General features: G+C 72.8%; 28 protein-coding genes. 19 read left to right on the forward strand and 9 right to left on the reverse strand.

All coding sequences use genetic code 11. The features are described 5' to 3' along the window. Positions 1 to 74 precede the first annotated feature (74 nt). From E6U81_RS34455 to E6U81_RS34470, 4 genes are read left to right on the forward strand one after another with little or no spacing between them, the layout of a single operon-like run. On the forward strand, positions 75 to 1,328 hold the full coding sequence (locus E6U81_RS34455; protein ID WP_136233932.1) for an ATP-grasp domain-containing protein: 1,254 nt from the start codon (positions 75 to 77) through the stop codon (positions 1,326 to 1,328). A gap of 7 nt (positions 1,329 to 1,335) precedes the next feature. Continuing rightward, on the forward strand, positions 1,336 to 2,586 hold the full coding sequence (locus E6U81_RS34460; RefSeq protein WP_136233933.1) for an ATP-grasp domain-containing protein: 1,251 nt from the start codon (positions 1,336 to 1,338) through the stop codon (positions 2,584 to 2,586). Next, on the forward strand, positions 2,583 to 3,833 hold the full coding sequence (locus tag E6U81_RS34465) for an MFS transporter (protein WP_136233934.1): 1,251 nt from the start codon (positions 2,583 to 2,585) through the stop codon (positions 3,831 to 3,833). The genes E6U81_RS34460 and E6U81_RS34465 overlap by 4 nt, the downstream gene beginning before the upstream one ends. A 5-nt stretch (positions 3,834 to 3,838) precedes the next feature. After that, a complete protein-coding gene (locus tag E6U81_RS34470) occupies positions 3,839 to 4,852 on the forward strand; it encodes a peptidogalycan biosysnthesis protein (RefSeq protein WP_136233959.1) in 1,014 nt (337 codons plus the stop codon). A 13-nt stretch (positions 4,853 to 4,865) separates the two neighbouring features. Here E6U81_RS34470 and E6U81_RS34475 read toward each other — a convergent pair whose 3' ends face one another. After that, positions 4,866 to 5,915 (reverse strand): winged helix-turn-helix domain-containing protein, encoded by a 1,050-nt coding sequence (locus tag E6U81_RS34475; RefSeq protein ID WP_136233935.1) that lies wholly within the window; start codon positions 5,913 to 5,915, stop codon positions 4,866 to 4,868. An 88-nt stretch (positions 5,916 to 6,003) separates the two neighbouring features. Between E6U81_RS34475 and E6U81_RS34480 the strand changes: the two genes are divergently transcribed. Further along, on the forward strand, positions 6,004 to 7,302 hold the full coding sequence (locus tag E6U81_RS34480) for an MFS transporter (RefSeq protein WP_240804180.1): 1,299 nt from the start codon (positions 6,004 to 6,006) through the stop codon (positions 7,300 to 7,302). 93 nt (positions 7,303 to 7,395) lie between these two features. Here E6U81_RS34480 and E6U81_RS40660 read toward each other — a convergent pair whose 3' ends face one another. Then, positions 7,396 to 7,914 carry a hypothetical protein gene (locus E6U81_RS40660; protein ID WP_136233936.1) on the reverse strand — a complete coding sequence of 173 codons (519 nt, stop codon included), beginning with the start codon at positions 7,912 to 7,914 and terminating at the stop codon, positions 7,396 to 7,398. A gap of 60 nt (positions 7,915 to 7,974) precedes the next feature. On the opposite strand from E6U81_RS40660, the gene E6U81_RS34490 reads away from it, so the two are divergent. The 3 genes from E6U81_RS34490 to E6U81_RS34500 are packed head-to-tail and all read left to right on the forward strand — an operon-like array spanning position 7,975 to position 10,665. Next, positions 7,975 to 8,748: a CPBP family intramembrane glutamic endopeptidase gene (locus E6U81_RS34490; RefSeq protein WP_136233937.1), complete on the forward strand. Its 774-nt coding sequence runs from the start codon at positions 7,975 to 7,977 to the stop codon at positions 8,746 to 8,748. A gap of 1 nt (position 8,749) precedes the next feature. After that, positions 8,750 to 10,069, forward strand: a complete 1,320-nt coding sequence (locus E6U81_RS34495) for a sensor histidine kinase (RefSeq protein WP_240804181.1) — start codon at positions 8,750 to 8,752, stop codon at positions 10,067 to 10,069. Further along, positions 10,021 to 10,665: a response regulator transcription factor gene (locus E6U81_RS34500; protein WP_136233938.1), complete on the forward strand. Its 645-nt coding sequence runs from the start codon at positions 10,021 to 10,023 to the stop codon at positions 10,663 to 10,665. The genes E6U81_RS34495 and E6U81_RS34500 overlap by 49 nt, the downstream gene beginning before the upstream one ends. Before the next feature lie 123 nt (positions 10,666 to 10,788). Here E6U81_RS34500 and E6U81_RS34505 read toward each other — a convergent pair whose 3' ends face one another. The 4 genes from E6U81_RS34505 to E6U81_RS34525 form a co-directional block, all read right to left on the reverse strand. Next, on the reverse strand, positions 10,789 to 11,163 hold the full coding sequence (locus tag E6U81_RS34505; protein WP_240804182.1) for a hypothetical protein: 375 nt from the start codon (positions 11,161 to 11,163) through the stop codon (positions 10,789 to 10,791). 19 nt (positions 11,164 to 11,182) lie between these two features. Then, entirely contained in the window at positions 11,183 to 12,751 is a 1,569-nt protein-coding gene (locus E6U81_RS34510; RefSeq protein WP_168714821.1) for a hypothetical protein, read from the reverse strand. A gap of 436 nt (positions 12,752 to 13,187) precedes the next feature. Next, on the reverse strand, positions 13,188 to 14,243 hold the full coding sequence (locus tag E6U81_RS34520) for a serine hydrolase domain-containing protein (RefSeq protein WP_168714827.1): 1,056 nt from the start codon (positions 14,241 to 14,243) through the stop codon (positions 13,188 to 13,190). Between the two features lie 68 nt (positions 14,244 to 14,311). Continuing rightward, positions 14,312 to 15,442 (reverse strand): helix-turn-helix transcriptional regulator, encoded by a 1,131-nt coding sequence (locus E6U81_RS34525; protein ID WP_168714828.1) that lies wholly within the window; start codon positions 15,440 to 15,442, stop codon positions 14,312 to 14,314. A 123-nt stretch (positions 15,443 to 15,565) separates the two neighbouring features. Between E6U81_RS34525 and E6U81_RS34530 the strand changes: the two genes are divergently transcribed. Both E6U81_RS34530 and E6U81_RS34535 read left to right on the forward strand, forming a co-directional pair. Beyond that, positions 15,566 to 15,925: a hypothetical protein gene (locus E6U81_RS34530; RefSeq protein WP_136233944.1), complete on the forward strand. Its 360-nt coding sequence runs from the start codon at positions 15,566 to 15,568 to the stop codon at positions 15,923 to 15,925. 81 nt (positions 15,926 to 16,006) lie between these two features. Next, positions 16,007 to 16,426: a hypothetical protein gene (locus E6U81_RS34535; protein WP_136233945.1), complete on the forward strand. Its 420-nt coding sequence runs from the start codon at positions 16,007 to 16,009 to the stop codon at positions 16,424 to 16,426. Positions 16,427 to 16,494: 68 nt separating this feature from the next. Here the strand turns inward: E6U81_RS34535 and E6U81_RS34540 are convergent, their stop codons facing one another. After that, complete coding sequence (locus tag E6U81_RS34540) at positions 16,495 to 17,127, reverse strand: TetR/AcrR family transcriptional regulator (RefSeq protein WP_136233946.1); 633 nt, start codon at positions 17,125 to 17,127, stop codon at positions 16,495 to 16,497. A gap of 107 nt (positions 17,128 to 17,234) precedes the next feature. On the opposite strand from E6U81_RS34540, the gene E6U81_RS34545 reads away from it, so the two are divergent. The 4 genes from E6U81_RS34545 to E6U81_RS34560 all read left to right on the forward strand — a co-directional run bounded on the left by E6U81_RS34545 (position 17,235) and on the right by E6U81_RS34560 (position 19,720). Then, a complete protein-coding gene (locus E6U81_RS34545; protein WP_136233947.1) occupies positions 17,235 to 18,278 on the forward strand; it encodes an ABC transporter permease in 1,044 nt (347 codons plus the stop codon). 60 nt (positions 18,279 to 18,338) lie between these two features. After that, positions 18,339 to 18,584, forward strand: a complete 246-nt coding sequence (locus E6U81_RS34550) for an antitoxin MazE7 (RefSeq protein ID WP_136233948.1) — start codon at positions 18,339 to 18,341, stop codon at positions 18,582 to 18,584. A gap of 2 nt (positions 18,585 to 18,586) precedes the next feature. Next, a complete protein-coding gene (locus E6U81_RS34555; RefSeq protein ID WP_136233949.1) occupies positions 18,587 to 18,967 on the forward strand; it encodes a toxin Doc in 381 nt (126 codons plus the stop codon). Positions 18,968 to 19,051: 84 nt separating this feature from the next. Beyond that, entirely contained in the window at positions 19,052 to 19,720 is a 669-nt protein-coding gene (locus E6U81_RS34560; RefSeq protein ID WP_136233950.1) for a glyoxalase, read from the forward strand. 22 nt (positions 19,721 to 19,742) lie between these two features. Here E6U81_RS34560 and E6U81_RS34565 read toward each other — a convergent pair whose 3' ends face one another. Further along, complete coding sequence (locus tag E6U81_RS34565; protein WP_136233951.1) at positions 19,743 to 20,231, reverse strand: hypothetical protein; 489 nt, start codon at positions 20,229 to 20,231, stop codon at positions 19,743 to 19,745. Between the two features lie 94 nt (positions 20,232 to 20,325). Between E6U81_RS34565 and E6U81_RS34570 the strand changes: the two genes are divergently transcribed. Beyond that, positions 20,326 to 20,757, forward strand: a complete 432-nt coding sequence (locus E6U81_RS34570; RefSeq protein ID WP_136233952.1) for a GNAT family N-acetyltransferase — start codon at positions 20,326 to 20,328, stop codon at positions 20,755 to 20,757. A gap of 15 nt (positions 20,758 to 20,772) precedes the next feature. On the opposite strand, the gene E6U81_RS34575 is transcribed toward E6U81_RS34570, so the two are convergent. Beyond that, positions 20,773 to 21,765: a helix-turn-helix domain-containing protein gene (locus tag E6U81_RS34575; RefSeq protein WP_136233953.1), complete on the reverse strand. Its 993-nt coding sequence runs from the start codon at positions 21,763 to 21,765 to the stop codon at positions 20,773 to 20,775. A gap of 72 nt (positions 21,766 to 21,837) precedes the next feature. Between E6U81_RS34575 and E6U81_RS34580 the strand changes: the two genes are divergently transcribed. From E6U81_RS34580 to E6U81_RS34595, 4 genes are all read left to right on the forward strand, one after another. Then, positions 21,838 to 23,130 carry an MFS transporter gene (locus tag E6U81_RS34580; protein WP_240804183.1) on the forward strand — a complete coding sequence of 431 codons (1,293 nt, stop codon included), beginning with the start codon at positions 21,838 to 21,840 and terminating at the stop codon, positions 23,128 to 23,130. A gap of 83 nt (positions 23,131 to 23,213) precedes the next feature. After that, a complete protein-coding gene (locus E6U81_RS34585; protein ID WP_136233955.1) occupies positions 23,214 to 23,513 on the forward strand; it encodes a hypothetical protein in 300 nt (99 codons plus the stop codon). A 58-nt stretch (positions 23,514 to 23,571) separates the two neighbouring features. Then, a complete protein-coding gene (locus E6U81_RS34590; protein WP_240804184.1) occupies positions 23,572 to 24,057 on the forward strand; it encodes a hypothetical protein in 486 nt (161 codons plus the stop codon). A gap of 357 nt (positions 24,058 to 24,414) precedes the next feature. Further along, complete coding sequence (locus E6U81_RS34595; RefSeq protein WP_136233956.1) at positions 24,415 to 24,822, forward strand: PPOX class F420-dependent oxidoreductase; 408 nt, start codon at positions 24,415 to 24,417, stop codon at positions 24,820 to 24,822. Positions 24,823 to 24,945: the final 123 nt, after the last annotated feature.

The raw sequence follows: 24,945 nt of genomic DNA on the forward strand, positions 1-24,945 counted from the left end.
CGTGCTTTGCGGCGAGTTATTTTCGTCTGTCAGGCCCATAGCCGCCCCGTCCCGCCTGCGGCTTTGCTGGGCGAATGACTATCGGTGCGGGCCCGGGCGGCCCGGGAGTACTGGTCATCGAGCCGATGGGGAACGCGGGCCGTTTCCTCGTCGAGGCCGCTGACCGGCTGGGATTGCGCTTGTACGCCGCCACCCACAAGGAGGTCCACGACGCCTACCCCGACCGGCTGCGCTCCGCGCTCGCCGGGGTGTGCGCGACGGACCTCACGGACACCCCGAGGGCGCTGGCCGACATGGAGGCCTTCTGCCGCAGCCACGCCCTGGAGGGCGTCGCCGCCTGCTTCGAGCTGTTCACTCCGCTCGCCGCACTCCTGGCCGAACGCCTCGGCCTCCCCGGCAACGATTCGCTGCTCGCCCGGGCGGCCAGGAACAAGATCCTGATGGGCGAGGCGTTCGACGCCGCCGGGATCCCGGCACCCCGCTGGGCGGTCGCGCACGACGCCGACGAGGCCCACCGGGTGGCGCGGACGGGCGGGCTCGGCTGGCCGCTCGTGGTCAAGCCCGCCGAGCAGGGCGGCTCGTGGGGGGTGTCCGTCGTGGACGGCCCCGACCGGCTCACCGCCGCCCTGGCCGCGGCGCAGCGCTTCACCCACGCGCAGCCGCACGGCCTCCGGCTCGACACCAGGGCCCTGCTGCAGGAGTACGTCCCCGGGGCGGAGTACTCCTGCGAGACGGTCGTCGCGGACGGCGTGGCCCATCCGCTGCCGGTCGTGGCCAAGGACACCACCCGCGGCAGGTACCGCATCGAGACCGGACACACCTGCCCCTCGGGCCTGGACGGCCCGCTCGAACGGGCGGTGCAGCACACCGCGGCGCGCGCCGCGCTCGCCGTCGGCGTCCGCAACGGCATCGCGCACACGGAGCTGAAGATCCCACCGGGCTCGCGGACGCCCCACGTGATCGAGACCGGAGCACGCCTGCCCGGGGACAACCTGTGCGAGGTCGTGGAGGCCGCGACCGGCGTCAGCGAGGCCGTGGCCCACCTCCAGGCCGTCCTCGGCCGGGTCCCCGACACCGCCGCCACCACCACGGCCGCCGCCTCGATCCGCTTCCTGCTGCCCGTACGCGGCGGGGTACTGCGCCGGGCCTCCATCCCGCAGGTCCCCGGCACACACGGCGAGCTGCACCTGCAGCCCGGTGACACGGTGCCGGAGCCGGCGGACTCCGCATGCCGGATCGGACACGTCGTGGCCCGCGCGGCAACCGCCGGCCAGGCGCGCGACCTGGCGGCCGGCGTCGTCGCCCGGTCCCGAGTGGAAGTGGGCTGACACACCGATGCGGAAGATCGCATTCCTTCGGTCGGTGGGCATCCGCCGCGCCGATCCCTACATCCAGCAGGCCGTACGCGCCCTCGCCGCCCAGGGGATCGAAGCCGGTCTCTTCCACACCAGCGGCAGCGCCGGCGACGACGACTTCCCCGGCCACCGGCACAGACTCGACCGCGCGGTCACCCCCCGGCAACTGGCGAACACGGTCGCCGCCTGGGGAGCGGACGCCGCGGTGTCGATCTCCCTGCCCTGCGAGAACGCGCTGCGCGATGCCACGGCCGCGTCCCTCCTCGACGCCGCCGGCATCCCCACCGTCATGACACCGCTCGCGGCGACGATGCTGCTGGTGGACAAGTGGGAGACCAAACAGCTCTGTAGACGGGCCGGTCTCCACGTACCGGACGGCATCCGCGCGGACTCCGGGCTGCTGGCCGGCGGGGGCCTGCCCGTACCCGCGTACCGGGACGCACTGCGCGCGCAGGCCGCCCGGATCGGCTACCCGCTCATGGCCAAACCCGTCTGGGACTCCACCAGCGCCGGCATCCGCACCCTGCGCACCCCGGCCGACCTGGACGCCTGGCTGGCCAGCCCCCCGGAGGCCTCGGCGGTGCTGGAGGAAGTCGTCGAAGGGGACCTCTGCACCGTGGACATCGTGGGACGCCCCGGCTCCTACCAGGTCCTGCCCCTGTGCTGGACCGGACGCGCGGGCGCGGACCCGGTCTTCACCTTCGCCGACCTGCGCTGGTGCGGGCCCCACCCCGAGGCCGACGCCGCGTTCGCCGCAGTCGCCCGTGCCCTGGTCCGGCTCTGCGGGGAACTCGGGGTGTACGGCTCGGTCAACGTCGACATGGTCCACACGGGCGGCCGCTTCGTGGTCCTGGAGGTCAACCCGCGCATCGGCGGCGCGACGACCCTGTCGTGCGCCGCGTCCGGCACCAACACCTTCACCACCCTCGCCCGCATGGCCCGCGGCCTCCCCCCGGGCGGCGGGCCGGTACGGCGCACCGGGTGGGCGGTCGAGTTCCTCACCGACGGTCCCGTCCCCCCGGCTGCGCTGGCCGAGCTCCGTGAGCACGTCACCGTCGTCACCGCGCACGAGCTGGTCATCGACGGAGCCCCGCGCGGCGACATCGTCGTCCTCACCCTCCCCGAAGGACAGGAGGCGCCGACCGTGCGGGCCCTGACGGACCTGCACGCCAGGACCGGCTTCCCCGCGGCCGGCGTCCTGGGCAGGCTGACCTCCCTGCTGGTGCGATGAGCGCGGCCACCGGGACCCGCCGCCCCAGCACCGCGTCCCGGCTGGGCATACCCGAGCTGCGGGGGCACGGCCGGTTCGTCACCGGCAACCTCATCGACTCCGTGGGCAACGGCATGCTTCTGCCCCTCGGGCTGCTCTACTTCACCGACGTACAGGGCCTGCCGCCGTCGCACGTCGGCATGGCGATGACGGTGGGACAGGCCATCGCCCTGCCCGTCACTTTCCTCGCCGGCCAGCTCATGGACCGTCTGGGGCCCCGGCCGGTCGTCGTCGCGGCGAACGTCCTGTCCGCCCTCGGATTCGCCCTGTTCCTGTTCGCCGACCGGTTGTGGCAGGTCGCCGCCGTCCACGTACTGGTGCAGGCCGGGATCAACATGTACTTCACCGCCCAGCGCACCCTGATCCTGCACGTCACCGAACCCGGCCAGGAGCGTGCGTGGTTCGCGTTCACCGGCTCCCTGCGCAACATCGGCCTCGCCGCCGGAGCGGCGGCCGCCGCAGGGGCCCTGACGCTCTTCGGGAAGGGCGCCCTGTGGTGGCTGATCGCGGTCGACGCCGCGACCTACCTGCTCGCCGCGCTCTGCTTCGCCACCCTCACCACCACCCCGCCCGAGCCGGACGGGCCGCCGCCCGGCGCACGGGTGCCCCGGACCGACCACACCCGCCGCTACCTGCTGCTCGTCGCGGTGAACCTGCCCTACGTACTTGCCCAGGCGGCCCTGTCCGTCCTCGTCGCCCTCTACACCACCCGGGCCCTCGGGCTTCCCGCGTCTGCGGCCAGCCTGCTGTTCGTCGTCAACACCGTCATCGTCTCCGGGTGTTCCACGGTGGTCACCGCCCATCTCGCGCCGAAGGCGCCCCGCCGCGCCGTCGCGGCCGGATACCTCGTCATGGCCGCCGGGATGGGGGCGTTCATGCTGCCCGGCCTGCCCTCCCTCGCATTCACCGCCTGGGCCGCCCTCGTCGCCGCGATCACCCTGTTCAGCGTGGCCGAGATCCTCCTGGGCCCGGCACTGAGCGAGCTGTCGGTCACCCTCACCCCCGAAGCGGCCGGGGGCTTCACCCAGGGCCTCTACCAGTTCTCGTGGGCCATCGGCATGGTCGCGGCCCCCGCCCTCTTCACCCTGCTCCTCGAGGCCGGGCCCCTGCTCCCCTGGGGCGCCGAAGCCGTGGCCTGCCTGATCGCCATGGCCGCCGCTCCCGCCCTGAAGTCCGCCAGCCGTCACCGCCGGAGGGATCCCCGTTGATCACTATGCTCGTCGAGTCCGTCCACGCCGTCCCGGCCGCAGAGTGGGAGCGGCTCGCCCGCCGGGCCGGCCTCTACCTCTCCCACCGGTGGCTCGCCGCCGAGGAGGAGGATCCGACCGCGAGCGCCTCGTACGCGCTCGTCCGGGACGACGACGGAGAACTGATCGCCGCGGCGCCCCTCCACCTGGTGCACGACGAGCCGAACGACGCCTACAGGCCCGGCGGCCTCCTGCCCCCGCGGCTGCGGCCCCGCGTGATCGCCGGAGCCCGCCGCGGCTACCACAACACCCCGCTCACCGCCCCCGGCCTGGGCCCCGTACGACGCCACGCCTGCCTCACCCTCCTGCGGGACGCCGCCCGCGCACTCGCCGACCGCAACGGCACCACGCACTGGTGGCCCTACCTCACCGCCGAGGCCACCGCCCGGCTCGCCCCCCTCTACCCCGACGACCCCGTCCACCTGGAGGACGACGCCCTCATCCCGCTGCCCGGCGCGGACTTCGAGGGGTACGTCGCCTCCCTGCCCTCACGGCGCCGCGTCGGCGTGCGCCGCGAACACCGCGAGTTCACCGTGAACGGACCGGACGTACGGCACCTCACCCTCGCGGACTGCGCCGAGGACGCCGGGGTCCTGCTCGCCGGCCACCAGCAGGACCACGGCCACGACCGGGACGGCATCGCCGCGATGACCGCGCTGCTCAAGCGGCAGGCGGCGGCGATGGGCAGCGCGGCACGCGTGGTGGCCGCCTACGACGGCCGACGCATGGCCGGCTTCTGCCTGTACTACCACTACGCGTCCACCACGTGGATCCGCGCGGTCGCCGTCGACCGCACCCACGCAGCACCCCATCTGTACTTCAACCTCATGTACTACCTGCCCATCCAGGACGCCTACGCCCACGGCTCGACGGCCCTGCACGCAGGCATGACGACCGTCGAGGCCAAACGCCGCCGCGGCGCCGTCGTCACGGGCCTGTACGCCCTGGCCGACCGGCAGCGTCCGACCGCGCAGGCATGAAGCGGGACGGCGGTCAGAGGGCCGTCGGGCCACAGCCGTCCAGCAGCAGGTCGCCGAGCGGACTGCGGCGGTAGAGGACGTGCCGTCCGTCACGTGTCCGCGTGACGAGGCCCGTTGCGTTCAGCACCCGCAGGTGCTGGGAGACGGCGCTCGGGGTGACCCCGAGCCGCCCGGCGACCGTGACGGTCGCGAGCGGCTCCTCGAGCAGGCCCAGGAGCCGGGCCCGGGGAGCCCCCAGCAGGGAGGCGAGGGCCGGCGGGGTCACCACCGGAGCCGACTCCCACAGCGTCGCCGCACCGCGGCTCGGGTACGCCAGCGCCGGGGGCCCGTCGGGGTCGACGGGTGGTGCGGGCTTGTGCGCGAAGACGGACGGCACCAGCAGCAGACCGCGGCCGGAGGCCTGCACGTGATGCCGGCTGATCATCTGCCCGACGTGCAGGACCCCGTCCTTCCAGCGCAGGTTCGGATGCATGTCGGCGAACAGCAGCCGGGCCCCGCCGAGGGCGAGCTGCCTGGCCCGATAGGTCATGTCCGCCTCCAGGACCAGACGCATGCGCGGCCACACCGGCCGCACGGCCGCCTCCCAGTACCGGCGCAGCGCCGCGCAGAGCGCGTCGCGCAGCCCTGCCACGGCGGCGTTGTCGCCGAGGGCGTCCTCCAGCGGTGCGGGCAGCGGGTCGGGAGCGTGCGCGGCCAGCAGGTCGCGCCGCACCACAGCGGGAGGGGTGCGCGCCACGACGGCCAGTTCCTCCTCGAAGGAGCCGTCGAAGCGGGCGGGCCGCGGCGTGAGGAAGTCGGGCAGGGTCCGCCGCACCGGCATGAGCGACATCAGCAGTTCGACGTCGCCCGGACGGAGACCGCCGACGCCGCCGACGCCGCCGAGGCCGCCGGCGTCACCAGTGCCACCGAGGTCGCCCCGGAGGACGGCCCTGCGCCACGGCAGATGGATCGCGGACAGGCCCGGCTCGCGCAGCACCCGCAGGCTCAGCACGGTCTCGTACAGCGGGGACAGGGCGAAACGGGTGTCCGCCAGGTCCTCCACCCCCAGTTCGAACGTGATCATTAAGCCCCAGGCTACATCCGTTGGCGCTGACGACCCGGTGCCGTCAACTCTCCCCATGACACCCAACCGTCCGCGACGGTCCGCCGACGTGGACCGACGAATGCTCCTGCTGCTGTCCCTGACCTGCGCCGTCGGCGTGGGCAACGTGTACTTCCCCCAGGCGGTCGGCCCCCTCGTCGCCGCCGCCCTCGACGCCCCGCAGGAGTCCGCCGCCCACGTTGTGACGGCCACACAACTCGGCTACACGGCCGGGATCTTCCTCCTGGTTCCCCTGGGCGACCGGATCCCGTACCGCCCCCTCCTCGTCGCGCTCCTCGGCCTCGCCGGAGCCGGACTCGTCGCCGCCGGATGCGCGCCCGCCCTGGGGCCGCTCGTCGCCGCGAGCGGGCTCGTCGGCCTCACCACCGTGGCCGCGCAGCTCGTCGCACCGCTGGCCGCCGGACTGGTGGGGGAGGACCGCCGCGGAGCGGTCATGGGCACCCTGCTCAGCGGTTCCCTCGCCGGCATGCTCCTCGCCCGCACCTTCAGCGCGACACTCGGCGAACGCCTCGGCTGGCGCGCCCCCTACCTCGTGGCCGCCGCGGTCGTCCTGCTCCTCGCGGCCGTCCTGGCCCGTACCCTGCCGGCCACCGACCCGCCCTCCGGCCACCCGTACCGCTCCCTCCTCGCGGAGCCGCTGCGGTTGTGGCGCGGCGAACCGGACCTGCGCCGCTCGTGCCTGTACCAGGCCACCGTCTTCGCCGGGTTCTCGGCCGTCTGGACGTGCATGGCGCTGCTCCTGACCGGCCCCTCGTACGGCCTGGGCGTCCACGCCGTCGGACTGGTCGCCCTCGTCAACGCCGTCACGATCCTCTGCACGCCACTCGCCGGACGGCAGGTCGACCGCAGGGGCGCCGACGCCGTGAACCTCGTCTGCCTGCTGGCCGTCCTCGCCGCGGCCGCGCTCCTCGCGGTCGGCTCCCGGGGCGGCACGCCTGGACTCGCCGCGCTGGTCGCCGGAACACTCCTGCTCGACGTCGCGATGCAGTCCGGCATGATCGCCAACCAGGCCCGTGTCTTCGCCCTGCGCGCCGACGCCCGCGCCCGGCTCAACACCGCCTACATGACCTGCGCCTACGCGGGCGGCAGCGCGGGTTCCTGGCTCGGCGTACGGGTCCACGGCCTGGCCGGCTGGGGCGGCGTCTGCGCCCTGGTCGCGGCCCTCGCCGGAGTGGCACTGGCCCGCCACCTCACCGTCCTGCGGCGCGCCCGGCCCGGCGTACCGCCCTCGCTTCGGTGCGCTCCACGGGACCCCGGCCGTGGGCGTGGACCAGTGCCAGGTGGAACAGGGCCGGGGCGACCGGCGCCCAGTGGTGGATCCGGTCGTCGCGCAGCACGTACTCGATGACGTCCGTGGGGCGGAAGGGCACGTGGTCCTGGATCTGGTGCTCCCACCGGTCGGTGACGCCCCGGGAGATCCGCGTGCGCAGGGCCTCGCCTGTCACACGGCACCGGGCGCGAGGTCGTGCGTGCCGTCGCCGTCCACGATCAGCGCGGAGGTGTGCAGGTGACCGAGCGAGAACGACGACCACGTGGAGAGGGTCCCGTCCGAGTGGTGCGTCAGGCCCCGCACCGCGGTCGCCGACCGGCGGCGAACCGTGGACCACGCGTCCTGCAAAGGCTGTTGGAACAGCGTCACCGGCACGATGCCGAAGACGGCCCCGCGATCCCGTTGGCCCCGGACCCAGGGGTGCACCTGGGTACACCCCGCTTCGGCAGCCACGTACAAGGCCCGGCCGGATCCCTGGCGGCAGAGTCGACGTGGGCGTGACGGGCGCGCCCCGCAGCGAACCAGGGGAGGCCGGGCAGCATGCAGGAACAGGAACAGGAACAGGAACAGGAACAGGAACAGGAACAGGAACAGGAACAGGAACAGGAACAGGAACAGGAACAGGAACAGGAACAGGAACAGGAACAGGAACAGGAACAGGAACGGGAACGGGAACGGCAGCAGGCGCACGAGCGGGGTCGGCGGCGGGCGCCGCGGGCGCCGCGGACGGCCTGGGCGGCGCAAGCGGGGGTGTTCCTCGCGGTCGCCTTCGTGGCGGCGGGGGTGTGCGGAGGTCTCCAGACCGCCTCCGGCATCCCGCCCGAGGTGGTGCAACTGACGCAGTTCGGGCCCGCCGTCGCCGTGGCCGCCGTGGCGCTGCTGTGGCCGGGCCGGACCAGGCAGCGGCTCGCGGGTACCCTGCCCACCCGCGACCGCGCCGACGGAACGGGCGGGCGCCGGGCGGCCCTGCTGCTCACTCCCGTCCTGATCACCGCCCTGTGCGTGGGCGGCGGCCTGCTCACATCCGGCTCCCTCCCCGTCACCGCCCCCCGGGCCCTCGCCCACCCCCTCGCCCTGGTCGTGGCCGCCCAACTCCTCGGCGCCTGCGCCGAGGAGATCGGATGGCGCTGCTATCTCCAGCCGCTGCTGCGCACCCGCTTCGGCCCGGTCACCGCCTCCGCGGCCGTCGGGGTCGTCTGGGGCCTGTGGCACGTACCGGTCCTCGCGCAGGCGCCGGCCTTCGCCGCCGGGTTCCTGCTGGCCACCACCGCGATGTCCGTCATCCTCGGCCTGGCCCTGGACGGCGTACGCAGCAACCGGCTGCTGCTCGCGGGCGGCTTCCACACCCTGATCAACCTCGGCATGCTGTACGTGACCGACGAGACGGCCGCGGCGACCGCGCCCATGCTGATCCTCGGAGCCGCGAGTCTGGCCGCCGCGCTCCCGTGGATCGCCGCCGCCCGCCGGACGGCACACGCGGCGCCGGATAGGATCATCGTCACAACGGCGCCCGGAGCGCGCTGACATGACGGGGCGACAGGTGGGAATGGCGGGGCAGGGGAGCAGGCTGCGGCACGGCACCAGGGGTGTGCCGGCCGACTGGGGCCGCTGTCAGCTGCTGTCCCTCTCCGCGCTCGCCGTGTCCGGGGCCGGCAGCCTCGTGATCGGCGCCCTGCTCCTCCTGCCCGTCGGCGTCGGCTTCCTCCTGCTCCCGCCCGCCGCGACGGTCCTGCGCCGGATGTCCGACCGCTACCGCGACCGGGCCGCCCGCTGGACGGGGACGGCGATCAGCCCGCCCCGTCCGCTCCCGCCCCTCCCCACCGGTCCAGGAGGCCGCCGCCGACGGGCCCTCGCGCTCCTCGGCGACACCGGGTTCTGGCACGACCTGCGCTGGGCCTGGGCGGAGCCGTGGACCGGCGCGCTGCTCGCCGCCGTACCGCCGTCCCTCGTCTGGTACGGGCTCTTCGGCGCGGCCGTCCAGCCCTTCGTATGGCGGCTCCTGGGCGACGGCAACTGGTACGCCTTCGTCCTGGTCGACTCCACGACGGGGATGCTCGCCGCGCTCGTCCTCGGCCTCGGGTTCACGGCCGCCGGACTGTGTCTGGCCCCCGCCGTCCTGCGGCTGCACGGGCGCTGGAGCGGGCGGCTGCTGGCCGCCCCTTACAGCACCGAACTCGTCCGCCGCATCGAGCACCTCGCCGGATCCCGGGCCGACGTCCTCGACGTCCAGGCCGCCGAACTGCGGCGCATCGAACGGGACCTGCACGACGGGGCACAGGCCCGGCTCGTCGCCCTGGGCATGACCCTGGACGAGGCCACCCGCCTCCTCGACCACGACCTGCCGGCCGCCCGCGCCCTGCTGCAGGAGGTACGGGCCACCTCCCAGCGGGCGCTCCAGGACCTGCGCGAGCTCGTCCACGGCGTGCTGCCGCCCGTCCTCGCCGACCGGGGCCTCGGCGACGCCGTGCGCTCGCTGGCCCTCGACAGCCACGTCGACGTGCACGTGGAGGCGGCCCTGCCCGGCCGGCTCCCGGCCCCCGTCGAGTCAGCGGGCTACTTCGCCGTCGCGGAGCTGCTCGCCAATGCCGCGAAGCACTCCGGCGCTCCCGAGGTCCGGATCCGCCTGGGCCACACCGCGGGCGTCCTGCGGGTCACGGTCGCGGACGACGGCCGCGGCGGCGCCGACCCCGACGGAAGCGGCCTACGGGGCCTGCGGCGCCGCATCGAACCCTTCGACGGAACCCTCGTCCTGCACAGCCCGCGGGGCGGCCCGACCACCGCGACCTTGGAGATACCGTGCGCGTCGTCCTTGCCGAAGACCTCGTCCTCCTCCGGGACGGGCTGACGCGCACCCTCCAGGACCACGGCTTCGACGTCGTGGCAGCCGTCGACAACGGGCCCGCCCTGCTCAGGACCCTCATCGAGGAGGAGCCGGACGTGGCCGTGGTCGACATCCGGCTGCCGCCCACCTTCACCGACGAAGGACTCCAGGCGGCCCTGGAAGCCCGCCGGTCCCGGCCGGCGCTGCCCGTCCTCGTCCTGTCCCAGTACGTGGACCAGCTCTACGCGCACGAACTGCTCGCCGGCGGCCAGGGCGCCATCGGCTACCTCCTCAAGGACCGGATCACGCACACCGCCCAGTTCGTCGACGCCGTACGCACCGTGGCCGCGGGCGGCACGGTGATGGACCCCCAGGTCATCGCCCGGCTGCTGGCCCGCAGCGACGCCCGCGGCACCACGGCGGAGCTCACGCCGCGCGAGCTGGACGTCCTGCGCCTCATGGCCGAGGGCCGCTCCAACGCGGCTGTTGCGGGGACCCTGTTCATCAGCGAGAGCGCGGTCGCCAAGCACACCGCGGCCATCTTCACCAAGCTCCGGATCGACCCCTCTGCGGACGACAACCGCCGCGTCCTGGCCGTCCTGGCCTACCTGAAGCGGTAGCGGAGCCCGCTCCACCTGACCGTCGAGCAGCGCCCGAGCCCGTGTGGCCGTGGCTCATCGACTGACACCAACACGGTCGGGGAGCTTTTCCGCAACTCATCAGAAGGACCGTCACAACAGGCCCTAGATGAGGGCCGTCAGGAGAGTCGTCACGCCGCCCTGGATCGCCTCCACGTCGGCTGCGACGGCGGCCGTCGCGTGCACGCCTGGGGCGATGAAGCCAAGCCATCGCTGGATGCTGCTCCAGCGAGGCTCGTCCCGGTCGAGTTCCGCTTCGATCCGCTCCCCAGCTTCAACGAGCTCCGCGCCGTCCTCGTACTGCTCCTCGTTTTTGCGCAGCTCACCGACCAGCAGGCTCACTGCCCTGCGCAGCTCGGCAACTGCTGTCGCGTACTCGGTGGAAACCGGAGCGCCGGTCGCCGTGGAATGGCCCACGGTGACCGTGCTCTGCTCGATTCGCACGTCGCGACCTGCCTGGATGCCGCTGACGTGACTCATGCCGTGATCGGACATTGCGCTACCCCGATTTCACGGGCTGGGGACGGCCGGCTCCGGCCTGAACATTCGAGCGGGTGACAGAAATGTCGCGCCCGGCAAAGAGGCCAGAGTTGTAGATGGTCGTCTGCCTCTGGATGAGTTCGCTGGAGTCTATGTTGTGATCCTCGAGGAACTGCACGAGGGAATCCAGTACACGGTGTTCGACGGTCTGGGCGTACAGCTCTCGGTCCAGCATCTGGAAGTAGCGGTAGTAGAGCCGGCTGCTCGCGGCCTCTCTTACGCTGAACTCGGCGCCGTAGTTGAAGGTGCGCAGGCGGATCTGACGTGCTTGGCGTCTTTGTTCACGCCGCCTGGAGAATGGTGCGAGGAGATCTCCCATCAAGGAGAACGGGGCGCAGATCAGCAGGACCGGCGTGCGCAGGGCGGCCAGGCCCACGAGCGAGAACCACTGGCGCAGGGTGGGGGAGTTCAGGATCAGGTCCACGGCCCGGTATTTCTCATTCACGGGCGAGAGCAGGCAATTGCTTCCCTCGATGAATGCTATTTCGCGGTGAGGTAGCACCGTACATCTCAGGAACAAGGTGCTGACCAGCTCGCCGCCCCACCCCGTAACGCGGATCGCCAGGTACGGCCGTGCTCGGGCCGTGTCGACTTCGCGCAGCTCTCTCAGCAGAGACTCCGAGACGTGTGCCCCGGGTGGTCCGGCCGGGTTTCGCAGCACTTCGGATCGTGTGCGGCCGTCGATTCCGAACAAGAGGTCGGCCCCGTTCATCAGCAGCACCTCGGCCACTTCCATGCCCGGCAGTCGGAGGGCCCCGACCCTGGCAGAAATGTGTTCGTTCAGGTCGTGGATGGTGAACGGCGTGATCTGTTTTCCCTTCTCCGGGCGAGCGGTGTTCAGTGCGAACGACCAAGTGCTGTAGATGTCGCCGTGCCCGACGAAGGGGGCGAAGTGCGAGGACATCACGACGTTGCCGCGGTCACGCAGTTCGATCGCGTCGATGCGGGCGGCGTCCCCTCTGTTCCTGGGACGGGGGGCACGGCTCGGGTCGAAGTTCTCTCGTTTGAGCTGCCGTGAGACGACTCCATAGTGCGTCGAGAATATTTCGACAGCCACTATCGCCCATGCCGTGAGACAGCCCACGAGTAGGGAAACCGCGTAGGCGGCGGGCAGAATTTCATAGGTGGATGAAAAGGCAACCAGCAGGCCGATCAGGACGACGAGGATGAGCAGGAGGAGTGAGAGCGCGAGGTCCCGGCGGCGCTGCCGACGGCGGGCGGCGAGGGCGTGCCGGAGAACACAGGCCAGGTCCAGACCGGGTGAGGAGGCTGCGGCTCGGCGGGGTTCGTCCATGATCCGGGCAACGGTCTTGCGGGCGAGGCCGCTGTCGGTGTGCATCGCAGCGCACAGGTACCGGGTGACGTCGTCGTAGGCGAACCGGGAGGGGCCCGTCGCCGCCGGTGGCGGTGGCTCGGGCGTCGGCGGCCGCACGTAGTGGCTCTGGTGGCGGGCGGGCCGCGTGGGTCGTGGAGGAACCGGCGAGCCACCGAGGGGGCCGCCGGCGCGTGGGTCGATGGACGGGTTCATGATGACTGCCCCCGTGCTTTCCCCGGTTGGGTGCGTGCACGCCGGGTGGGGTTCCGCTGCGGTGGTCGTGAGCCGCGCGGGCGTTCTGGGCTCCCGAAAGGAGGCGCGAAATGATGTGAGGGGGATCTGGGATGGCTTTCAGCATTACCCAGAGATGATTCATCCTACTCCGATTCGCAGGAACCGGCATGCGTATTGGCCGTGATGGAAAACGGTGCAACACGTCGAAATCATGTTGAATGATGCATCACGCTCGTCGTTCTCTCCGGGGGCTTTTGCCCGAGAAGAATCCGCTGTCTGAACCGCGCGCCGGCCTACGCGCCGCCGGACCCCGTCCTCCGTGAGGGGCGCGGGACGCCCCGCAGGCCCTCTACAACGCGCACCGTTCCAGTTGACCCGTCATCAGGTCTCGCACCGTCCAGGACTCGCATGCCGGTCAGTTGGGCCCGGATGCGCGCTGTTGCTGGAGCGTGCGCAGGAGGTCGAAGGCGGGGCGGTCCACCGGGCGGCCGCTGGTGTTGCCGAGGACGATGACGGCGAGCCGCTTCTCCGGGTCGAAGCCCACGAAGGAGGAGAAGCCCCCCGTCCCTCCGTTGTGCCAGATCTGGAGGTGGGCGCCCTGCCGGGGGTGGAGGCGGTGCGCCGTCCAGCCGAGGTGCACCCAGCCGAAGGGGCTCGTACGGTGCTCCACCGATCGGCTCAGGCGGATCGCGTCGGCCAGTCCTTCGGGGCCCCCGTCCAACTGCGCGCGTACGAAGGCCGCCAGGTCCGTCGCGGTCGACCGCAGGGCGCCGGCGCCCGCCAGGTCCGCGAGGTGCCACGGTGTGACGGGCCGCCGGCGCCGGGCATGGCCCTGCGCACTGCGTCGCGAACGGGCCTCGTCCACCGTCACGATGGTGTCCTTCATGCCCAACGGGGCGCAGATCTCCTGGACGATGAGCGACTCGTAGTCCGTGCCGGCCCGGCGCGCGAGGGCCAGCCCCAGGAGTCCGGCCCCGAGGTTGGAGTAGCGGAAGCGCTGTCCCGGCACGGCTCCGAGGCGCGTCCCGGCCAGTCCGGACAGCAGGGCGTCCGCCGTGCAGTCGGCGTACGGATCCGGCTTCGACGGATGTAGCAGGGCCTGGAGCAGCATGCCCCGGGGCAGTCGGGGCAGGCCGGAGGTGTGGGTGGCCAGGTGCTGCAGGGAGATCTGCCGGCCGCCGCGCGACGGTACGGCCGTCCCGGCGGGCAGCAGATCGGCGAGCGGCTCGTCCAGCCCCGCCCGGCCGGTGGACACCAGGCGTGCCAGGGCCAGGGCGGTGAACGGCTTCGTCACCGACCCGATCTCGAAGAGAGTGTCCGGTGCCGGAGTACGGCCGTCGGCCGCGCCGGTGCTCCCGGAGCCCCGGATCTCCACGGCGTCGTCCGCCATCGCGGCCACCACCGCGCCGACGTGCTTCTCGGCCAGCCGGTCCGCGGTCTGCTGGGCGAGGGTTCCGAGGTCTTGTGCCATGACGAACATCATTGCGGCGCCGATCCTTCGGCCGGTGCGCCTGGATGATGATTTCCGCAGGCCGGTACTCAGACCTGAGCGGTACGGAACCAGCCGTGCCGTCCCATGGTGCGGCCGGTCTCGATGTCCGGCTGGTAGTGGCTGAAGTAGAGGAGCTGGAGGAGCCTTCCCCGGCTGTTCGTCGCGGTCTTGTCGAACACCTTCTTGAGGTGGTCCCTGACGGTGTGCGGGGATATCCCGAGCCGCCGGCCGATGTCGGTGTCGGACATCCCGTAGGTGACCAGCTGGGCGACCTGCTGTTCGCGCAGGGTGAGGCCGTACGCGTCCATCAGGATCCCGATGACGTGCTCGGGACTGCTGGGCTGGATCATGACGGCGACACCGCCGTCGGCGTCCGTGCGCGTCGCGGTGAGGGACACCCACAGGCCGGTCCGGCTGCGCATGCGCAGCGAGGCGTCGCCCGCCGTGCGGGCCCTGCTGAGCGCGTGGAGCACGGGTTGGGGGAGCGGGGCCGACTCCGCCGGGGCCGCGACCAGTTGTTCCAGCCACTGGTGCCCGGCCGGGGTGACCCGGTCGAGTTCTCCACCCGGGTGGAACATCAACAGACCGGGTGCGGTCGGCAGTTCGCAATCGGCGGCGGCGGCGTCGTGCCGCAGGTACGCGCCGCGCAGCACCTGGGCGACGGCCGGTGCGAGCGCTGCCAGCGCGGCGACCTCGTCGTCGCCGAACGGCGCCCGGTCGCCGCCGCGGTGCAGTACCAGCGCACCCCACACGGTGTGGCCGGTGCGCAGGAGCACCCGCATCTCGTCGCCCATCCCGGCCGGGCGGTAGACGTCGCGGTAGCGGGAGCTGCAGTGGGGCCGGTGACGGGTGGCCTGCCAGAGCCCCGCGGCGGTCCCGCCGGCCTTCACCAGGGCGGGGAACTGGTTCACGTCCTCCTCGCCGTACTCGATCTGCAGCAGCCGCGGCAGGTGGGTGTGCGGTACGCCCCCGTGATGGAAGCCGCCGGTGTGCAGGAGGGTGGCGGGGTCGAGCGTCAGCCCGCACACACCGTCCGCCCCGACCACCGTGGGAACGATGTCCGCGACCCGGGCGAAGAGCGTCATCGGGTCGGGCGACTCCCGGCCCAGCCTCGCGATCCGTGCATGGGCGCGGCGCAGTGCGGAGCCGCTCGGCGGAGCGGGGTTCGTTCGGGTCACGGGGGACTGGTACCGCACCGCTTCGACCGCCGAAACCCCCACTTCCGGGGATCGCGCGCTTCCGGACGGCGGAACTAGCGTCATTGCGCCACCACACGCGCATCCACGACCGATGGGGGACCGATGAGGGCCACACGAGCCGTACTCAAAGCCGCTGCCACACTCGCCATGGCGTCCGCGCTCACCCTGGGCACCGCGCTGTCCGCCCACGCGGCCAGGCACTCCGTCCACCACGGCTCCGACTACGCGACCTATGACACCTCGAACGGCTGGTTCGAGGTCTGCGACATGGAACAGGACGGCAACGGGGTCTACGTGTACTTCAGCAAGACCTACGGCAGCCGTGACACAGGACAGTACGGCGACGCCAACGGAAGCCAGGGCGGCTGCGGCAACGGCCACATCACCGGATACAAGTACATGAACATCTGTGAGGACATCGTCGGTTGGGACGAGTGCGTCTCGGTGACCATCAAGCCGTAGCCGTCCGGCCGGCGCAACGTCCGGCCGGCGCAACGTCCGGCCGGGCCTGCCCCGGCTCCCCTCACACCGTCTGGAGGATCGATGCACTTCCGCGCCGCCGGGTCCGTACGGAACGCCGTCGTGCTGCTCACGGCCCTGGTAATCGCCCTCGCGGCGAACGCCTCCCTCGCAGCGCCGCGGGCGCACGCCCACGGCACGTACTGGATCACGACGTTCGCCCGGGCGAACGGGTACCCGAACACCGTCTGCGGCACGAGCAACGGACACCCGTGCGGCCCCAACGGCTACCTCTACGCGGGCAGCAACTACGTCAACTGCCGGGCCTGGGGCGGCGAGGTCAACGACGGCCAGGGCAACTACAACCGCTGGTGGCTGCTGACCGACCTCGACACCCCGGCCGGCAGCCGCGGCTGGGTGTCCGCCTACTACCTCTCCGGCCAGGGCAACGACCAGGCCGACTACTGGAACGGCAGCCGCTGGGTCCCCATCCCGAACTGCTGACACCAGGACGGTGGCGGGCGCCGGCCCACGGCCGATACTGACCCCGGCGGGAGCTCGTCCCGCCGGGGTCAGCGGTGTGCCGGGGCGGCGTCGCCCATGGACATCAGGCCGCGCAGTCCGTCACGGAGCATCCCGGGGTCGATCCCGCCGAACAGCGCCTGCTGGGTGATGTACCCCTGGGCCGCCGCGATCAGGGTCCGCGCGATGTGTTCCGCGGGGACGTCCGAGGGGAGCATGCCCGCCTTCCGGTAGCTCTCCACGAGCCCCACCCACGCCCCGCTGATCTCCTCGTACCCGCGGCGCAGCAGGGCGGCGAGGTCCTCGTTGCGCAGCGTCTCGGTCCAGACCTGGAGCATCAGACGGGGGAAGTCCCGGGGACCGGCCCCGGGCTCCCCGGCCCGCACGTCCAGGATCGTGCCGAGGACCTGGGAGATCAGGAGGTCCGGGCCGGGCGGCGGGTCCTGCTCCGCCGCCGCCTCGAACGCGCCGCGGATCAGCAGGAAGGTCTCCTCGGCGATCGCGGCGATCAGTTCCTCCTTGCTGCGGAAGTAGCGGTAGACGGCGCCGGCGGACAGATCCGCCTCCTTGAGCACGTCCTGCATGGACGTGGCGTGGAAGCCGTTGCGCGTGAAGCAGCGGGTGGCGCCGTCGAGGATCTGCCGGCGGCGGGCGTCGAGGTGCGCCTGGGATACACGTGCCATGCCCCCACGCTAAAACGAACATTCATTCTTGACAAGGAGGAGAGGTCGGCACACAGTGGGCCCAGGGCGTAAAACGAACGATCCTTCTCTTTGAATCGAGTCCCGCCATGCCAGTGACACCCGCCTCCCACCCCACGGTCCCGGCCTCGCGCCGCGTCCTGGCCGTGATGGTGATGGTCCCGCTCCTCGCCGCGCTCGCCCTCTGGGCCTTCGCCTGGCCCGCCACCCGGATGGCCCCCCGCGACCTGCCCCTCGGCATCGCCGGACCCGCTGCCGCGGCCGCCCCGCTGGAGCAGCGGCTCGCCTCCCGCGAGGGGGCCTTCGAGATCCACCGGTACGCCGACGAGGCCGCCGCCCGCACCGCCCTGGAGAACCGCGAGGTCTACGGCGCGGTCGTCGCCACCCCGCAAGGGCCGCACCTGCTGACCGCGTCCGCCGCGAGCCCCGTCGTCGCGCAGCTGCTGACGCAGGCCCTCACCTCCCAGGCGCCGGCCGGGGCGCAGGCCGTACCCGTCACCGACGTGGTCCCCGCGCCCGCCGCCGACGCCCGCGGCAGCGGCTTCGGCGCCAGCGTCCTGCCGCTCGCCCTCGCCGGAGTCGCGGCCGGAGCCCTCGTCTCCCTCAGCGGACTGCGCGGCGGCCGCGCCGTCACCGCCGTGCTCGGCGCGGCGACCCTCGTCGGCCTGACCGGAGCCGCGCTCGCGCACAGCTGGCTGGGCGTCCTCACCGGCAACTGGTGGGCCGAGGCGGGGGTCCTCGCCCTGACCGTCGCGGCCATCGCCGGCGGCGTAGCGGGGCTCCATGCCCTCCTAGGCAAGGCGGGCATCGGTCTCGGCGCCCTGCTGATCGTCCTGCTCGGCAACCCGTTCTCCGGCGCCGCCGGCGCGCCGCAGCTGCTGCCCGAGCCCGCCGGGCTCGTCGGTCAGTGGCTGCCGCCCGGCGCGGGCAGCTCCCTGCTCCGCTCGGTCGCCTTCTTCGACGGCGCCGGCGCGGCCCGGCCCGCCCTGGTCCTGTCCGTGTGGGCCGTGCTGGGCGTGACCGCCATCGTGTTCGCCGGGCGCCGTTCCGCCCCGGCCGCACCGGCTGCCCAATCCCTCCCGGCGGCCTCGGCCCCGGTGGAGGCGGCTCCGGCTCCCGCTCCCCGGTCGTGACGCCGTCCCGGCATCCCCGTGCCGTATTCATGAAGGTATTCACGGGTGCATACTCGGGTCATGGCAGACACGACTGTGAAGATCGACTCGGCGACCCGGGACCGGTTCGCCGCGGTGGCCGCCGCCCGCGGCATGAGCGTCCGCGCCTATCTGGCGGAGCTGGCCATCGAGGAGGAGAACCAGCTCGCACTGGGCAGGGCGACCGCCGTGTTCCGTGAGGTCGTCGGCCGGCCGGGCGTCGCGGAGGCGTTCGACCGTGAGTTCGGCGGGCTGCCGTCGTCCGCCCGCGCGGACCGGGCGGCCTGATTTTGGAGCTGCACATCGACATCCGGTGGCTCCTGGACCGGCAGGAGGAACTCCTCGGCCAGGACCTGGGCGTGCTCGACTACTCGGGCCTGGTCGCCGCCGTCGCGCGGCACCGGGTGAACACCCCCGCGCTGGCGACCGACCCACCGGACGCGTACTGGCGGGCAGCGGCACTGCTGGAGCAGATCGTGCTGCTGCGTCCGCTGCCCGCCAGGAACGAGTACTTCGGCTACGGCGTCGCCGTGGCCTACATCAGGGCCTCGGGCCAGGAGGTGGACACGGCCTTCGAACCGTGGCGCGACCTGATCACCGACATCCGCGGCCTGCGTCTGAACGTGTACGACGTGGCCGACCGGCTGCGTGCGATGCGCCCGGATTCCTGACCGGGGCGGCCGGCCGCGGCGCTGCCCGAGACCGGTCAGGAATGGAGAAGCCACGGCCGCCCTGCGGCGCCTAGCGTGAAGGACATGGCAACCACCACGCACACCGCGGCCCGCACGTCCCCCACGTCCCTCGCGTCCGTCACCCTCGAAGTGGCCGACCTCGAAGCCGCCCGCCGCTTCTACGACGCCTTCGGCGTCGAGGCGTACGTACGCCTGCGGGCCTCCGACGCGCACTCCACCGGATTCCGCGGCTTCACCCTCGGCCTCACCGTGTCCGGCCCCGCCACCGTGGACGGCTTCGTCGCCGCCGCCGTGGACGCCGGCGCCACGGTGCTGAAGCCCGCCGCGAAGTCCCTGTGGGGCTACGGCGGCGTCGTCCAGGCTCCCGATGGGACGATCTGGAAGATCGCCACCTCCGCCAAGAAGGACACCGGACCCGCCACCCGCGAGATCGACGAGGTCGTCCTGCTGATCGGCGTCGAGGACGTCAAGGCCACCCGGCAGTTCTACGTCGGACGCGGCCTGACCGTGGCCAAGAGCTTCGGCGGCAAGTACGCGGAGTTCACCGCCGACGCGTCCGGCCCCGTCAAGCTGGCGCTGTACAAGCGCCGCGCCCTGGCCAAGGACCTCGGCGTCCCCGCCGACGGCACCGGCTCGCACCGCATCGTCCTCGGCGGTACCCCCGACGCCTTCACCGACCCGGACGGATTCGCCTGGGAGGCCCCCGAACCGCCTGCCCCGGCGCAGTCCTGACGCGCGGCCGGACGAGGCCGGGTCAGGCCGCGCGCGGCACCACGCGCGCGTTGTCGACGTACAGGCACAGCGCCCCGTCCTCGGGGCACCTCAGGCCGACCGAGATGCCCCGCAGCACCCCGTCCGCAGCGAGGGCGAGGGCGACCGCCACGTGGAACACGTCGTGTCCCGCGGGGCAGCGGGGCAGGTCCGACGGCTCGAAGCCCGGGCCCGGCGAGGCGGGCGGCAGCGGTGCCCCGGAGGGCTCCAGCCGGCACGGGCGGGCGGTGGCGGGGTGCACGTACCCGTCGGTGATACCGAGCGGAATGCGGCAACCCACGCAGAAGCACTCGCCCTTGGCGGCCTCGAACTCCATCTCTTCGGGCCCGCACATCTCGCACGCGGCCACCGCGATCTCGACGCGCCCGCCCGGCTCCGCACGGACGGTGTTCCGCAGCAGGCGCAGGACGTCCTCGGGTCCGGCGGAGGCGTGACCCGCCGCGCCGGGCGTCCAGGCGATCTCGTGATCCATGGTGTGGATCCTCGCACGCGGTCCCCGTGAGGTGATCATTTCGCGGAACGAAAATCAGCGGTGGGGGAGCGGGCGGAACTGCTTGGATGCAGCCATGACCACTGATCTTCCCGCTGAATACGAGATATCCGCCGACTCCGCCCGGATCGATGCCGCCCTGGTCCACCGATGGCTGTCGCAGGACGCGTACTGGGCCCGCGACCGGTCCCGGGAGAAGCAGGACCGGGCCATCGCCGGTTCCCTGAACTTCGGCGTCTACGAGCGGGCCTCCGGCGCGCAGGTCGGCTATGCCCGCGTCGTGACCGACAAGGCCGACTTCGCCTGGCTCTGCGACGTGTACATCTCCCCGCAGGTGCGCGGCAAGGGAATCGGAACCGCGCTCGTCACCGCGGTGCGCGATCACCTCGCCCCGTACGACCTGCGCCGCATCCTGCTGGCCACCGCGGACGCGCACGAGATCTACGCCGGGATCGGCTTCGTCCCGCTGGAGGCGCCCGAGCGCTGGATGGCGCTGGGCAGGCAGTGAGCCGCCCGGCCCCGGCTACCCGACGGCCCTCTCCGCACGGAACGCGCGCCGGTACGCGGCGGGCGTCGTGCGCAGGGCCTCGTGGAAGCGCCGGCGCAGGTTGACGGCAGAGGAGAGGCCGACCCGCCGCGCGATGGTCTCCACGGGCAGGTCGGTCTCCTCCAGCAGGGCCCGGGTGGCGGCGATCCGCCGGTCCAGCAGCCACCGTCCGGGACTGATGCCCAGCTGCTCGGTGAAGCGCCGGGTCAGGGTGCGGGAGGAGACCTGCGAGCGGGCGGCCATCTCGGCGACGCTGACGGGCTGGTCCAGCCGCCCGTCCAGCCATTCCAGCAGCGGGGCCAGCGAAACGGCCACCGGCGCGGAGGCGGGCAGCTCGGCGTACTGCAGCTGGCAGCCCTCGCGATGCGGCGGCATCACCATCTGCCGGGCGATGCGCATCGCGTACGCGGCGCCCTGATCGACCCTCACCAGGTGCAGGCAGAGGTCCACGCCGGCCGCGGATCCGGCGCTGGTGGCAACGTCGCCGTGGTCGACGTAGAGCACGGCGGGATCGACGCGGACCCGCGGGAACCGGGCGGACAGCTCGGCGGCCCGGGCCCAGTGGGTGGCGGCCCGACGGCCGTCCAGCAGCCCTGCCGCGGCGAGCACGAAGGCGCCCGAGCAGAGGCCGACGACCCGCGCGCCGCGCGCGTGCGCCCGGCGGACCGCCGAGACCACCGCCGGCGGCACCTCCGTGCCGGCCGGCTGCTGCCAGCCGGGGACCAGGACGGTGTCGGCGCGCTCCAACGCGTCCAGGCCCGTCATCACCAGCACGTCGTAGCCGGCTTCGGTACGCACCGGACCGGGATGCTCGGTACAGACCTCGAACGCGTAGCGGGCGGGGACCGCCGGACCGTGATCGCCGAACACCTCGCTCGCGCAGGCCAGGGGGAACGCGGACTGCGGCGGCTGCAGGAGGGCCACGACCCGGTGCGGCGCGGGGGACTTCGGCGGCGGACGCGGCGTCATGGCGGGAAAGTACCCCATCATGTCGTTCAGGACACTGGGACCGGGCGATTGGTCCAGTCCAATATCGGTGCCGTGACCACGACACAGACGCCCAACGGCCCCCCTGCCCCGGCCGATCCGCAGGCAGCCCGGCTCCCCTTGTGGGACCGGCGGTTCACCCTCTACTTCACCGCCCGCGCGGTCTCGCTCCTCGGCGACGCGATGATGCCGGTGGCCGTCGCCCTCGCGGTCGGTGCGCTGTACGGGATTTCAGGTGTCGGCCTCGTCCTCGGCGTCTGGACGGGGACGTTCGTCCTCCTGGTCCTCTTCGGCGGGGTGTTCGCCGACCGGTTCGGCGCACGCCGGATGATGGTCGGCGCCGACCTCGTCCGGGTGTTCACCCAAGGGGTGCTGGCCGTCGCCTTCTTCACCGGGAAACCGCCCTTCTGGCTCCTGGTGGCCATGGCGGCGCTGGCCGGTGCGGCTGTCGCGATGTTCCTGCCGGGCGTGAACGGGATGGTCCCCCTCGTCGCCCGCGAGCCGCAGCGGGCCAACGCCACGCTCAAGGTCGCCGACGCGCTCGCCCACCTGCTCGGCCCGGCCCTGGCGGGCCTGCTGATCACCCTGACCAGCGCCGGAACCGTCTACGCGATCGACGCCGCCACCTTCCTGCTCAGCGCCCTGTGCCTGGCTCTCATCCGGTTCGACCCCGTGGCCACGCCCGCGCACACCCCGGCCGCCGCCGACTCCCGGCCCCGCACGGGCCGGTCGCTCCGCCGCGAACTGCACCAGGGCTGGCGGGAGTTCCGCGCCCGCACCTGGATGTGGGCGGTGATCCTGATCTGGATAGGCTACGGCGTCCTGGTCTTCGGCCCGCTCGTACCGCTCGGCTCGGCCCTGGTCGGCGCCCGCCTCGGCCCGAACGCATACGGCCTGGCGGTCTCCTTCCTCGGCGCCGGAACGGTCCTCGGAGGCCTGCTGGCACTGAGGCTGCGCCCGGCCCGGCCCCTCGCCGCCGGTGCGGTGGCGATGGCCCTCTACACCTCCCTGCCGCTCTGCATCGCACTGGGCGCCGGCCTGCCCGTGCTGCTCGCGGGCCACGCCCTGGGCGGCGCGGCCATCGCGTTCTGGTCGGTGATGTGGGCGACCAGCGTGCAGACCCACACCCCGGCCGCGGTCCTCAACCGGGTCACCGCGTACGAGCAGGCGGGCTCGGTGTCCGGCATCGCACTCGGCCAGACGCTGGCGGGACCGGCCACCGCCCTGGCCTCCCCGGACCGGCTGCTGTGGGTGTCGGCGGGCGCCTGCCTGGCGGGCTGCGCCGCGCTCTTCGCGATCCCGGCGATCCGCACCCTGCACCGGGCCGCACCCCGGGCGAAGCCGTGAACAGGCCCTGGGACCAAAGAAGCGCACGCGCGGACAAGTCCGTTCGGATTCAATGGGGGTGACCGATCGGGAGGGGGACCCGGGTGAGCGACGGCATGCCCGCAGGGGACGGCGCGCCGGCCGCCGGCACCGCAGGACGGACCCGGCGCATGGCGGAGGTGGCCACCGCGGCGTCGGCCGCCACCGCACTGGCCGCCCTGGTGTTCGCCGTGTTCGGGCTCACCGGCGGAACGGGCGGTACGCCGCGGTTGTCGGGCCCGCGCGGTGCCACGTCCGCTCCGCCGGCGGAACCGCCGTCGGCCCGCCCGACCGCGACGGACGGGGACCTGGACCGGTCGTCGGACCTCACCAGCCCTGTGGTTCGCCGCCAGGGCGACGGGTGAGGGATCATGATGGTGTGGTGCGGTGCGGTTCGGCTCGGGTGTGAAGGAAAGACAGGCTGTGCGGGAGGCGGAGTTCGTAACGGTCGCGGGGCTGGTCGCGGCGGTGGCGCAGGGGGAGAGCGGCGCGCTGTGGCGCCTGGAGGGTGCCGACCGGCAGCTGGACGCGAACCTGGTGCGCCACCTGCCCGGGACCGGCGGTGCGGCGTACGTCGAGGACGAGGTCGACGTCATGCTGGTCGTCGTCGGAGGCGGCGGCACCCTCACGTTGGACGGCGCCAAGTCCCGGCTGGCTCCGGGTTTCGTCGGACTGCTGCCGCGGGGCACCTCCCGGGCGCTGCTGGCCGGCCCCGAGGGCCTGCTCGTGCTCACCGTGCACCACAGGCGCCGCGGCATGAGCATCGGACGGACCACCCCTGCCGTCGCGCCCGAGCCGTGCGCGCTGCACCTGGTGTGCGGCCGGTGCCACCGGCACGCGATCGAGGCGGACGCCCGCTACTGCAGCGGCTGCGGCACCGCGTTGACCGACCGGCCCGAGGCCCGCTAGTGCTGTGGCCGGAAAGGTTTGCCGGGTCGCGGTGTCCGGTGCGGTGGATCGCGAGGCGGAGGGCCACGGCGCGTACTGGACGTACTTGCGTGGTTCGACAACGCGGCGAGGTGCCGTGCCGGGCGCCGCGAGGCGGTGAACCTCTCCGGTCACAGCACTAGGCAGCCGTCAGGGGCGCCCGGGGCTGCCGCCGCCGGACCGGCCGGTCCCGGGGGCTCCGGCGTGCCGGTGATCCGACATCGGAAGCCGCGCCGTCACGCTGAGTCGCGCGGTCACCGGTCTATGGTGACCCAGGGTCAGATGTTGTCGGGTTCCGTGCCGCGGGCACGGGACGCCCTTCCGGAAAGGCTTGCGCCCGTGTCTGCTGCACTCTCCGATGATCTGAAGCGCATCATCGACGAATCCCCCATGTTCGCGACCGTGGCGACCATCCAGCCCGACGGCAGCCCGCAACTGTCCGTGACCTGGCTCATGCGCGACGGCGACGCACTGCTCATCTCCACGACCGAGGGCCGCCGGAAGGAACAGAACCTGCGCCGTGACCCGCGTATCACCGTGATGATCAACCCGCCCGACGCGCCGTACACCTACGCCGAGGTGCGCGGCACCGCCGAGCTGACCACGGAGGGCGGCCAGGAGCTGATCAACGAGCTCTCGCGCAAGTACACGGGCAAGGACTACCGGGACTTCAACCCCGCCTCCGTCGACGACGCCCCGCGCGTCGTGGTCAGGGTCGTTCCCCGCAAGGTCGTCGGCTCCATCTAGGTCCTGTCCGGCGGATCTTGTGACTGTCTGCTTGTCCGGTCGTTAGGTCGGGCATGGGGCGGGGTGATCTGACGAATGCGGAGTGGGTGCGGCTTGAGGCGCATCTGCCCGCCGCCGGCCTGC

The organism is Streptomyces sp. A0592, from assembly GCF_004795115.1.
GTDB lineage: Bacteria > Actinomycetota > Actinomycetes > Streptomycetales > Streptomycetaceae > Streptomyces > Streptomyces erythrochromogenes.